This window comes from Pseudomonas sp. W5-01, from assembly GCF_046540435.1.
Taxonomy (GTDB): Bacteria; Pseudomonadota; Gammaproteobacteria; order Pseudomonadales; family Pseudomonadaceae; genus Aquipseudomonas; species Aquipseudomonas graminis_B.
In genome coordinates this window covers 178,263-189,428 of record NZ_JAXCIP010000003.1, presented here as the reverse complement: position 1 = coordinate 189,428, position 11,166 = coordinate 178,263, and the positions used below count along the sequence as shown (strand labels likewise).

At 62.3% G+C, this 11,166-nt stretch carries 9 protein-coding genes; 4 read left to right on the top strand and 5 right to left on the bottom strand.

The genetic code is table 11. From position 1 onward, the window contains the following. Positions 1 to 9 precede the first annotated feature (9 nt). Together SLW75_RS10810 and SLW75_RS10805 are read right to left on the bottom strand one after the other, a co-directional pair. Positions 10 to 1,572, bottom strand: a complete 1,563-nt coding sequence (locus SLW75_RS10810) for a methyl-accepting chemotaxis protein (RefSeq protein WP_244656966.1) — start codon at positions 1,570 to 1,572, stop codon at positions 10 to 12. 405 nt (positions 1,573 to 1,977) lie between these two features. Further along, positions 1,978 to 2,736: a tellurite resistance TerB family protein gene (locus tag SLW75_RS10805; RefSeq protein WP_410934451.1), complete on the bottom strand. Its 759-nt coding sequence runs from the start codon at positions 2,734 to 2,736 to the stop codon at positions 1,978 to 1,980. 256 nt (positions 2,737 to 2,992) lie between these two features. Here SLW75_RS10805 and ydcS point away from each other — a divergent pair, with 256 nt between their 5' ends. From ydcS to SLW75_RS10785, 4 genes are all read left to right on the top strand, one after another. Then, the gene (gene ydcS / locus SLW75_RS10800) at positions 2,993 to 4,144 is read left to right on the top strand and encodes a putative ABC transporter substrate-binding protein YdcS (protein WP_410927868.1); all 1,152 of its coding nucleotides are present in this window, start codon (positions 2,993 to 2,995) and stop codon (positions 4,142 to 4,144) included. 99 nt (positions 4,145 to 4,243) lie between these two features. Then, positions 4,244 to 5,281 carry an ABC transporter ATP-binding protein gene (locus tag SLW75_RS10795; protein ID WP_410934450.1) on the top strand — a complete coding sequence of 346 codons (1,038 nt, stop codon included), beginning with the start codon at positions 4,244 to 4,246 and terminating at the stop codon, positions 5,279 to 5,281. Position 5,282: 1 nt separating this feature from the next. After that, entirely contained in the window at positions 5,283 to 6,239 is a 957-nt protein-coding gene (locus SLW75_RS10790) for an ABC transporter permease (protein ID WP_410934449.1), read from the top strand. Beyond that, the gene (locus SLW75_RS10785; protein WP_410934448.1) at positions 6,229 to 7,038 is read left to right on the top strand and encodes an ABC transporter permease; all 810 of its coding nucleotides are present in this window, start codon (positions 6,229 to 6,231) and stop codon (positions 7,036 to 7,038) included. The genes SLW75_RS10790 and SLW75_RS10785 overlap by 11 nt, the downstream gene beginning before the upstream one ends. 248 nt (positions 7,039 to 7,286) lie before the next feature. On the opposite strand, the gene SLW75_RS10780 is transcribed toward SLW75_RS10785, so the two are convergent. The 3 genes from SLW75_RS10780 to SLW75_RS10770 all read right to left on the bottom strand — a co-directional run bounded on the left by SLW75_RS10780 (position 7,287) and on the right by SLW75_RS10770 (position 11,012). Continuing rightward, entirely contained in the window at positions 7,287 to 8,393 is a 1,107-nt protein-coding gene (locus SLW75_RS10780; protein WP_410927865.1) for an NADH:flavin oxidoreductase/NADH oxidase, read from the bottom strand. 265 nt (positions 8,394 to 8,658) lie between these two features. Further along, positions 8,659 to 10,368 carry a single-stranded-DNA-specific exonuclease RecJ gene (gene recJ, locus SLW75_RS10775; protein ID WP_410934447.1) on the bottom strand — a complete coding sequence of 570 codons (1,710 nt, stop codon included), beginning with the start codon at positions 10,366 to 10,368 and terminating at the stop codon, positions 8,659 to 8,661. 101 nt (positions 10,369 to 10,469) lie between these two features. Next, positions 10,470 to 11,012 carry a YaeQ family protein gene (locus SLW75_RS10770; RefSeq protein ID WP_065989944.1) on the bottom strand — a complete coding sequence of 181 codons (543 nt, stop codon included), beginning with the start codon at positions 11,010 to 11,012 and terminating at the stop codon, positions 10,470 to 10,472. Positions 11,013 to 11,166: the final 154 nt, after the last annotated feature.

The window sequence follows — 11,166 nt, the reverse complement described above, 5'->3', positions numbered from 1 at the left end:
GGGCCTGACTCAGACCTTGAAACGCGAAACGCCGCTACGCAGCCCCACCGCCACCTGGCTCAGCTCATCAATGGCAAAGCTGGCCTGACGCAGGGATTCAACGGTCTGGCTGCTGGCGTCACCCAACTGCACCAGCGCCTGGTTGATCTGTTCGGCGCCGGTGGCCTGGGCCTGCATGCCTTCGTTGACCATCAAGACACGCGGCGCGAGGGCCTGCACCTGATGAATGATCTGCGAAAGCTGCTCGCCGACCTGGGTCACTTCGTACATGCCGCGACGCACTTCTTCGGAGAATTTGTCCATGCCCATGACGCCTGCCGACACCGCCGACTGGATCTCCCGAACCATCTGCTCGATGTCGTAGGTGGCCACGGCGGTCTGGTCGGCCAGGCGCCGGACCTCGGTCGCCACCACGGCGAAACCACGGCCATATTCGCCGGCTTTTTCGGCTTCGATGGCGGCGTTGAGCGACAGCAGGTTGGTCTGGTCGGCGACTTTGACGATGGTCACCACCACCTGATTGATGTTGCCGGCCTTCTCATTGAGGATCGCCAGCTTGGAGTTGACCAGATCGGCCGCGCCCATGACCGAGTGCATGGTTTCTTCCATGCGCGCCAGGCCCTGCTGGCCGGAGCCCGCCAGGATCGAAGCCTGGTCCGCCGCCGAAGTGACTTCGGTCATTGTGCGCACCAGATCCCGGGACGTTGCGGCAATTTCCCGCGACGTCGCGCCGATTTCCGTGGTGGTCGCAGCGGTCTCGGTGGCCGTGGCTTGTTGCTGCTTGGAGGTCGCGGCGATCTCGGTGACCGAGGTGGTCACCTGAATCGACGAACGCTGGGCCTGGGACACCAGTGCGGCGAGCTCGGCGACCATGTCGTTAAAGCCGGTTTGCACCGATCCGAACTCATCGTTGCGGTCCAGTGCCAGCCGCGTGCTCAGGTCGCCAGTGCGCATGATGTCGAGGATCTGCACGATGCGGTTCATCGGCGCCAGAATTGCGCGCATCAGCAACAGGCCGCACGCAGCTGCTGCCAGCAGAGCGATGATCAGCGAGATGCCGAGGGTGATCTTGGCGCTGGAAACCGCGGCCTGGATGGCGTCGGACGCCTTGTCGGCGACCACCTTGTTCTTGGCGCCGAGTGCATTGAGTTCCTTGCGACCCTCAAACCACGCGGGCGTGAGTTGCTCGGCAAACATCCGTTGGGACAGCGCATAGTTGTCGCCCTGATAGGCCGCTAGCACACCGTTGAGCACTAGCTGATAGCGCTCGCGCAACTGCAGAAACTGGGCGAAGTCATTGCGATCGGATTCGTCGAAGATGCTTTTCTGGTAATTGACGATCTGCGCCTGCAGGCGGTCTTCGAAGTCTTTGTACTGGTCTTCTTCAGCGCTGGTGAGGTCGCGTCCGGCGCCCTCACTGAGTAAATGCTGAGTGGCTACGTAGCTTTCAACCCAGGCGCCGCGCACGGTGCTGCTGTAAAAAACGCCGGGCAGCGCGTCCAGCCGTACGGCATCGCCACTGCTCTCGATCACCAACAAGCGATTGAATGCCGCAACCACCATCAACAGCATGATGGCGATGATGACAGCGAAGCTCGCCAAAATCCGTTGACGCAACGTCCAGTTCTTCACAGTCAGCCCTCAAGGGTTCAACGCCGGCATGACCGGGTTCAAGAAGCGGACCGACAGACGGTCCAAAGCGAGCGGGAGTATAGCCTAGTGCCTTACCGACACTTGGGGTGTTTCTGACGAGGAAAACGCCATAACACACAGCCATATCGGAAATGTCTTACACGCTATCGGCTTGATGTGGCGTTGCTTGATGGTACGAATGCGCCGCGGGCGGATGTCTGGGTGGGACTTTCGTAGCGAGGAATAAGAATGCGGGTCAGGCCCTAGTGATTGTGGGGCCTGACCCAACAGGTTTGCGGCTATTGGCCGTCGTATCCGTGCCGGATCGCAGGGCGGACTGACGGTTTACGGCTGGGCCTGACGCACCTGCTGCTCAAGCTCGATCTTCAACGCCGGATCGAGTTTCAGTTGCTTGGCGAGTTCGTCCAGGTAAGCGCGCTCCATGAAGTGCTCTTCGTCGACCATCATCACGCTGGCCAGGTACATCTCCGCGGCGATTTCCGGGGTTTGCGCCGCACGGGCGACATCGACAGGGTCCAGTGGTTTGTTCAGCTCGGCGTGGAGCCACTGCTGCAGTTCGTTGTCGCCGGTGATGCGGGTGAACTCGCCTTCGATGAGTTCGCGTTCACGGTCGTCGACGTGGCCGTCAGCCTTGGCCGCGGCCACCAGCGCCCGCAGGATGGCCTCGCTGTGCTGTTCAACCTGGGCCGGTGGCACGCGGTCAACGGTTTGCGGCTCAACCGGTTGCGCCGCCCCCTGACTCGCCTGCCAGTTGCCATAGGCCTTGTACGCCAGCACGCCCAACGCTGCGAGCCCGCCGTAGGTCAGCGCTTTGCCGCCCATTTTGCGTGCGCCTTTGTTGCCCATCAGCAAGCCCATCGCGCCCGCCGCCAACGCACCGCCGCCAGCACCGGAGAGCAGCCCGCCAAGGCTGCCGCCCAGCTTGCCTCCCAGACCGCTGCCGCCGACCTTGCCAAGCAGATCGCCAAGCCCGCCCTGCCCGTTTTGCCCGCTTTTGCCGCTCTTGTCGTGAGCGCCGGCCTTGTTTTGCAGCAGGTCCTGACCGGATTTCAACAATTGATCAAGTAAACCGCGCGTGTTCATGACTTCACCTTCAGAAATGGGGACAGACGATTCGACCCGCAGGTTAAGGCGAAGGCACCGACGCACGTCGGGCGGGTTTGCTTCTGAATGTTGCGGCGACTGAGCGTCCAGAGTCAGGACGGGTTTTCACTCAATCGCATCCGCCTGCAGGAATGGGCTCGGTATTTGCTGCGTGAAGTTTGTCGGGGATCGAACGGGGCACTACGCTCTGCACCACCGATCTCTGCCCAAACCACCACCATGAGGCAAACCCACCATGTCCGTGCACAAGACCGCGATTCTGAGCGCCGTGATTACCGCACTATTCACCAGCGGCGCGGTGCAGGCCGCTGAAGCACTCACGGCGGTGGGCGATGGCGAGGGGCAGCTGGATATCGTGGCGTGGCCGGGTTACATCGAGCGAGGCGAAAGCGACAAGGCCTACGACTGGGTGACCGGCTTCGAGCAGGAGACCGGCTGCAAGGTCAACGTCAAGACCGCTGCAACCTCCGACGAGATGGTCAGCCTGATGACCAAGGGCGGCTATGACCTGGTCACTGCGTCGGGCGACGCGTCGTTGCGGCTGATCGCCGGCAAGCGCGTGCAGCCCATCGACCCCACGCTGATCCCGAACTGGAAAACCCTCGACCCGCGCCTGAAAGATGGTCCGTGGTACACGGTTGAAAACAAAACGTACGGCACGCCGTACCAGTGGGGCCCGAACGTGCTGATGTACAGCACCAACGTGTTCAAGACGCCGCCGGTGAGCTGGAGCGTGGTGTTCGAGCCGCAGGATTTGCCCGACGGCAAACCGAACAAGGGCCGGGTCCAGGCCTATGACGGGCCGATCTACATCGCCGACGCCGCGCTGTATTTGAAAACGGCCAAGCCGGAACTGAACATCGTCGATCCCTATCAGCTCACCGAGACCCAGTACAAGGCCGTGCTCGATCTGCTACGCGCCCAGCAGCCGCTGGTTCATCGCTACTGGCATGACGCGACGGTGCAGATGAGCGACGTGAAAAACGAAGGCGTGGCGGCGTCCAGTTCGTGGGGCTACATGGTCAACGGGCTGGTTGCCGAGAAACAGCCCGTGGCCTCGACCATCCCCCAGGAAGGCGCCACCGGCTGGGCCGACACGACGATGTTGCACGCCGAAGCCAAACACCCGAACTGCGCCTACAAATGGATGAACTGGTCGCTGCAACCGAAAGTTCAGGGTGACGTTGCCGCCTGGTTCGGCTCCCTGCCGGTGGTGCCGGACGCCTGCAAGGGCAACGCACTGCTCGGCGCCGAGGGCTGCGAAACCAACGGATTTGACCTGTTCGAGAAAATCGCCTTCTGGAAAACCCCACAGGCTGAGGGCGGCAAGTACGTGCCGTACAGCCGCTGGACGCAGGATTACATTGCGATCATGGGTGGGCGTTAGACGCCTGTATCGCCCGCTCCGGGTTCATTCAAATGCATCCAGCCCCGTTGCTGTGACGGCAGGGGCTGTCAATCGACCTGATTTCCGGAATCAAACGCCATGACCCACGCCGTCCAGTTCACCCAGGTCTCGCGGCTGTTCGGCGAGGTGAAAGCCGTGGACCGGGTGTCCATCGACATCCAGGAAGGCGAGTTCTTTTCCATGCTGGGCCCTTCGGGTTCCGGCAAAACCACCTGCCTGCGCCTGATCGCAGGCTTCGAGCAACCCAGCGCCGGCTCGATCCGCATTCATGGTCAGGAAGCCGCCGGCCTGCCGCCCTACCAGCGCGACGTCAACACAGTGTTTCAGGACTACGCGCTGTTCCCGCACATGAACGTGCAGGACAACGTCGCCTACGGCCTGAAAGTCAAAGGCGTCGGCAAGGCCGAACGGATCAAGCGGGCCGACGAGGCACTGAACATGGTCGCCCTTGATGGCTACGGCGCACGCAAACCCGCGCAACTGTCCGGCGGCCAGCGCCAGCGTGTAGCCCTGGCGCGGGCACTGGTCAATCGCCCGCGGGTGTTACTGCTCGACGAACCCCTCGGCGCCCTCGACCTGAAGCTGCGCGAACAGATGCAAAGCGAACTGAAGAAACTGCAGCGCCAACTGGGCATCACGTTCATCTTCGTCACCCACGACCAGACTGAAGCGCTGTCGATGTCGGACCGGGTCGCGGTGTTCAACAAGGGCCGCATCGAGCAGGTCGATACGCCACGCAATCTGTACATGAAACCGGCCACGACCTTCGTGGCAGAGTTCGTGGGCACCTCCAACGTCGTGCATGGTGAACTGGCGCAGATGTTGAGCGGCAATCCGGGCGCGTTTTCGATTCGACCGGAGCACATCCGTTTTGCCGAGGGCGGCACTGTGACGCACGACATTCAGCTCAGCGGCGTGCTGCACGACATTCAATACCAGGGCAGTGCCACCCGCTACGAGGTCAGACTGGACAACGGCCAGACGCTCATGGTCAGCCAGGCCAACGATCAGTGGCTGGACACCGGCGCGCATCATCGACCGGGGCAACCCGTCACCGTTCGCTGGGCGCGGGAAGCGATGATTACGTTGCATGACACGCCGGTTGAGGCGCAGTGAGATGGGTCAGACCTTCACAGGCCCGGCACTGACGCAACGGCCATCGCCACTCCGGCGCTTTTCCAACTTGCTGTATCGACGCCCGAATCTGTACCTGTCGCTGCTGCTGATCCCGCCGCTGCTGTGGTTCGGCGCGATTTACCTCGGCTCGCTGCTGTTCCTGTTGTGGCAGGGCTTCTATACCTTCGACGACTTCAGCATGACTGTGACGCCGGACCTGACCCTGGCGAACTTCGGCGCGCTGTTCAACCCGGCCAATTTCGACGTCATCCGGCGCACCCTGGTCATGGCGGTTGCAGTGTCCATCGCCAGCGCCATCGTCGCCTTCCCCATCGCCTATTACATGGCGCGCTACACCACCGGCAAAACCAAGGCGTTCTTCTACATTGCGGTGATGATGCCCATGTGGGCCAGCTACATCGTCAAGGCCTACGCGTGGACGCTGTTGCTGGCCAAGGGCGGCGTGGCGCAATGGTTCGTGCAGCATCTGGGGCTGGCGCCGGTGTTGGAGTGGCTGTTGAGCGTGCCCGGCATTGGTGGCAGCACATTGTCGACCTCGCACCTTGGGCGTTTTATGGTGTTCGTCTACATCTGGCTGCCGTTCATGATCATGATCCTGCCGATTCAGGCCTCCCTCGAACGCCTGCCGCCCTCTTTGTTGCACGCCTCCGCCGACCTCGGTGCCACGCCCCGGCAAACGTTCATGCAGGTGATTCTGCCGCTGTTGGTGCCAGGGATTGCGGCGGGCTCGATCTTCACGTTTTCGCTGACGCTGGGGGATTTCATCGTGCCGCAACTGATCGGCCCGCCGGGCTACTTCATTGGCAGCATGGTCTACGCGCAGCAAGGCGCCATCGGCAACATGCCCATGGCCGCGGCGTTCACGCTGGTGCCAATCGTGCTGATCGCGGTTTATCTGGCTATTGTCAAACGACTGGGGGCTTTCGATGCACTCTGAAAGAGCGTCGTGGGGCCTGAAGATCGCCGCCTGGGGCGGGCTGGTATTCCTGCACTTTCCGATCCTGATCATCCTCGTCTACGCCTTCAACACCGAAGACGCCGCCTTCAGCTTCCCGCCGAAGGGTTTCACCCTGAAGTGGATCGGCTTCGCGTTCGCGCGGCCCGACGTCCTGGAGTCGATCAAGCTGTCGCTGCAAATCGCCTGCGTCGCCACGCTGATCGCCCTCGTGCTCGGGACGCTGGCCTCGGCGGCGCTGTACAGGCGGGACTTCATCGGCAAGGACGGGATTTCACTGATGCTGATTCTGCCCATCGCCCTGCCCGGCATCATCACCGGGCTGGCCTTGTTGTCAGCGTTCAAGACCCTGGGGATCGAGCCAGGGATGTTCACCATCATTGTCGGCCACGCGACCTTCTGCGTGGTGATCGTCTACAACAACGTCATCGCCCGCCTGCGCCGCACCTCCCACAGCCTGATCGAAGCGTCGATGGACCTCGGTGCCGACGGCTGGCAGACCTTCCGCTACATCATCATGCCTAACCTTGGCTCGGCGCTATTAGCTGGCGGCATGCTGGCGTTTGCCCTGTCGTTCGATGAAATCATCGTCACCACCTTCGCCGCCGGGCACGAACGCACTCTGCCCATCTGGCTGCTCAACCAACTCAGCCGCCCGCGCGACGTGCCGGTGACCAACGTCGTGGCGATGCTCGTGATGATGGTGACCCTGCTGCCGATCCTCGGCGCGTACTACCTGACTCGGGGCGGGGAAAGCGTGGCGGGGAGTGGGGGGAAGTGAAGGGGTTGGGTCCGCGGGACCGATTAGGAATGGCGAGGGTAATCCAGCCAACGAGACGGTGAGTCAGTCCCGGCCCCAATGTGGCAGCGAGCTTGCTCGCGAAGAGGTCGGTACATTCGCCAAATCTTCAGCGGCTGGAATACCGTCTTCGCGAGCAAGCTCACTCCCACATGAATCTTCTCCAATAGAGCCAGCATCACAGAGCCAGAGATGCTGGAGCAGTGCAGATCAGCTATTCAGCGGTGTGATCAATCCCGCAAATCCGACTCGTGAATCGGCTGATCGCGGTGCGTTGCTCGCTGGTATTGCGCAGGCCATGTGGCCTGGCGTCCACCGAGCGCCTCGTCGGCTTGCAGCGGCCAGTACGGATCGCGCAGCAGTTCGCGGGCGAGGAAAATCAGGTCTGCCTGGCCGGTACGCAGAATGGTGTCGGCCTGGGTGGGTTCGGTGATCATGCCGACGGTGCCGGTGGCAATGCCGGACTCGTTGCGCACGCGAGCGGCGAACTCGGTTTGATAGCCCGGGCCCACGGGGATCTCGGCTTTCGCCGCAGTGCCGCCGGAGGACACGTCAACAAGATCAACGTCCAACTCTTTCAAGCGCTTGGCCAGCTCAACGGTTTCGTCCGCAGTCCAGCCGCCTTCCACCCAGTCGGTGGCCGAGACGCGCACGAACAAAGGCAGGCCTGCAGGCCAGACGTCGCGCACGGCTTTGGTGATTTCGAGGGTCAGACGAATGCGGTTTTCGAACGAGCCACCGTATTGATCCTGACGCTGGTTGCTCAGCGGCGACAGGAACTGATGCAGCAGATAACCGTGGGCAGCGTGAATTTCGACGACTTCGAAACCTGCGGTCAAGGCACGTTTGGCGGCGTCGACGAACGCCTTGATCACGTCCTGAATCTGGGCTTCATCCAGCGGGGTGGGCACGGTGTAGGTCGGATCGAATGGGATCTTCGAGGGCCCCCAGGTCGCCCAGCCACCTTGGTCGGCAGGGATGGCGCCACTCTGGCTCACCCACGGCCGCCATGTGCTGGCCTTGCGCCCGGCATGGGACAGCTGAATGCCGGCAACCACGCCCTGTGCTTTGATGAATCGAGTGATGCGTTGCAGCGGCTCAATGTGCTCGTCGTTCCAGATGCCGAGGTCTTCCGGGGTAATGCGCCCATCCTGGGTCACCGCCGCCGCTTCAGTGAAAATCAGCCCTGCGCCGCCGACCGCGCGGCTGCCCAGATGGACCAAATGCCAGTCATTGGCCAGGCCGTCGGCGCAGCAGTACTGACACATTGGCGAAACCACGATGCGATTGCGCAGTGTCAGTTGGCGAAGGGTATAGGGTTCAAGCAGCAGGCTCATGGGGGACCTCTCAGATCGTGTGGCAGGTTCCTTACGTGCGAACCTTGAGCCTAGTCGACAACCCGAGCGAAGTGAGGGTTCAGTCATTTCCCGGCTGAAGCCGGTCCTACCGAGACACCGCGTACGTCCGTAGGACTGGCTTTAGCCGGGAAGGCCTCGGATGTCACACCGCGAGATTGAGGGTGCCCACGCAGGCCGCTTCCCGGCTAAAGCCGGTCCTACCAGCGCGTACACCCGTAGGTTGGCTTTAGCCGAACCCAATGAATCAACGCGGTGAAAGGTGAACCACCATCAGTTGCACGGTTTCGTTGCCGCGAAATTCGTTCAGGTCCAGCTTGTAGGCCAGCTCGACCCAGCGCACAGTCGGGTTGGGCCATACGTCGCGGTCGACGCTGAAGGCGATGCCGTCAAGCTTCACGCTGCCGCACTCGGTCTTGAGTACCATCTTCAGATGGCGCTCGCCGACCACCCGCTGCTCCACCAGCTGGAACACGCCATGGAACAACGGTTCGGGAAAGTGCTGCCCCCACGGGCCGGCATTGCGCAGGGCACGGGCCAGTTCCAAATGAAATTCTTCCACCGCCAAGGTGCCGTCGGACAACAGCCGGCCGGTCAGGTCTTCTTCCTTGAGCTGGCGGCGAACCTCGGTGTCGAAGGCCTCGGCGAATGCCGGGAAGTTGCCTTCCGGCAGCGACAGCCCGGCCGCCATTGCGTGGCCGCCGAACTTGCTGATCAGCTCGGGATGTTTCGCCGCCACGGCATCCAGTGCGTCGCGGATGTGAAAGCCCGGTACCGAACGCGCCGACCCCTTCAGCACACCCTCGCCGGCGCTGGCGAACGCAATGGTCGGGCGGTGATAACGCTCTTTCAGGCGCGAAGCCAGAATGCCGATCACGCCCTGGTGCCACTCGGGTTCGAACAGGCACAGCCCAAACGGCATCGACTCCAGCGGCAGGTCCTTGAGCTGGGCAAGCGCCTCGCGCTGCATGCCCTGCTCGATGGATTTGCGGTCCTGATTGAGCTCGTCCAGACGCACCGCCATTTCCCGCGCCTCGGTCTCGTCATCACACAGCAGGCATTCGATGCCCAGGCTCATGTCATCCAGACGCCCGGCCGCATTCAGGCGCGGGCCGATGATGAACCCCAGATCGGTGGAGGTGATGCGCGACGCCTCGCGACGGGCGACCTCCAGAATGGCGCGCAAACCCGGACGTGCACGCCCGGCGCGGATGCGCATCAGCCCCTGGTGCACCAGAATCCGGTTGTTGGCATCCAGCGGCACCACGTCAGCGACGCTGCCCAAGGCCACCAGATCCAGCAACTCGCCCAGGTTGGGTTGAGCGCGGCCCTCGAACCAGCCGATGTCCCGCAGTCGCGCGCGCAAGGCCATCAATACATAAAAGATCACGCCGACGCCGGCCAGCGACTTGCTCGGGAAGGTGCAGCCGGGCTGGTTCGGGTTAACGATGGCATCAGCCGCCGGCAATTCGTGGCCGGGCAGGTGGTGATCGGTGACCAACACCTGCAAGCCCGCCGTTTTCGCTGCCGCAACGCCTTCGACGCTGGAAATGCCGTTGTCCACGGTCATCAGCAAATCGGGCTGACGTTCAAGGGCGACCTGGACGATTTCAGGTGTCAGGCCGTAACCGAATTCGAAACGATTCGGCACCAGGTAGTCCACGTGCGCGGCACCGAGCAAGCGCAGGCCCATCACGCCGACGGTGCTGGCCGTCGCGCCGTCGGCATCGAAGTCGCCCACGATGAGAATGCGATGGCGCTGCTGCAACGCCGTCACCAGCAGCTCGACGGCGGCGTCGATGCCCTTGAGCTGTTGATACGGAATCAATCGGGCAAGGCCCTTGTCGAGTTCTGCCTCCGAGGCGACACCGCGGGCCGCGTACAGCCGGGTGAGCAAGGGTGGCAGGTCGCCAAGAAAAGGCAGGGTGTCAGGTAACTCGCGTGGTTCGATGCGCATTCAGGTTCCGCTGGGATTCTCGTTGGGACTGGCAGGAGGCAGCGATGCCGTCGCGATGGCTTGGCAACAGCATCGCGAGGCCGTCGCGGTGCAGGCGTGAATCAGCCCCGCTCGCCTGCCAGCCACTGCAATTGCACTTCGTGCTGGCCGCGATCATCTGTGACGAAGATCGTGCCTTCGCTGATCATTACGTCCCACTTGATCACCCGTGGCATGTCCTTGGACAAGACTTCGAGCGCTTCTTGGGGTACCGAAGCGATGTTGACGTTCTTCAGCGTCTTGATCGCCGGTATGACCTTGCCTTCCCACACCCGCAGACTGCCGTAGGCCAGCAGGCTGGTGCGTTCGGTACGGCGCGAGCACCAGGTCAAACGGTCGGCGTCGGGCTGTCCGACTTCGATCCAGTGCAGGACGCGATCGTCCAGACTCTTTTCCCACAGCGCCGGTTCATCGACGTCTGACAGACCCCGGCCAAACGACAGGTGCTCGTTGTACCAGAAGGCGTAGGCCAGCAGGCGCACGGTCATGCGCTCTTCGGTTTCCGAAGGATGACGGGCGATGGTCTGCTTGACGGTTTCATAGACCCCGCGATCAAGGTCGGTGAGGTTGAGTTCGAACTTGTAGGTCGTGGACGGCTGGGCCATGAACGGGCTTCTAGAGAGACGGGAAAGGCGGCAAGTCTACCCGATGCAGCCCCGTTGAACGACCGAACTCGATGAGCGATGCGGCTCGTCTCTCAAATGGGAGACGGGGCACAACGTTCGCGAGGCGTTACTCATGCCCCCATGACATGTGTTA

What these genes read in the sequence shown, in the direction of transcription:
- SLW75_RS10805 (WP_410934451.1), bottom strand. Translation starts at nt 2,736, where the DNA reads ATGAACACGCGCGGTTTACTTGATCAATTGTTGAAATCCGGTCAGGAC.
- recJ (WP_410934447.1), bottom strand. Translation starts at nt 10,368, where the DNA reads ATGCGCATCGAACCACGCGAGTTACCTGACACCCTGCCTTTTCTTGGC.
- SLW75_RS10795 (WP_410934450.1), top strand. Translation starts at nt 4,244, where the DNA reads ATGACCCACGCCGTCCAGTTCACCCAGGTCTCGCGGCTGTTCGGCGAG.
- ydcS (WP_410927868.1), top strand. Translation starts at nt 2,993, where the DNA reads ATGTCCGTGCACAAGACCGCGATTCTGAGCGCCGTGATTACCGCACTA.
- SLW75_RS10785 (WP_410934448.1), top strand. Translation starts at nt 6,229, where the DNA reads ATGCACTCTGAAAGAGCGTCGTGGGGCCTGAAGATCGCCGCCTGGGGC.
- SLW75_RS10790 (WP_410934449.1), top strand. Translation starts at nt 5,283, where the DNA reads ATGGGTCAGACCTTCACAGGCCCGGCACTGACGCAACGGCCATCGCCA.
- SLW75_RS10780 (WP_410927865.1), bottom strand. Translation starts at nt 8,393, where the DNA reads ATGAGCCTGCTGCTTGAACCCTATACCCTTCGCCAACTGACACTGCGC.
- SLW75_RS10810 (WP_244656966.1), bottom strand. Translation starts at nt 1,572, where the DNA reads ATGCTGTTGATGGTGGTTGCGGCATTCAATCGCTTGTTGGTGATCGAG.
- SLW75_RS10770 (WP_065989944.1), bottom strand. Translation starts at nt 11,012, where the DNA reads ATGGCCCAGCCGTCCACGACCTACAAGTTCGAACTCAACCTCACCGAC.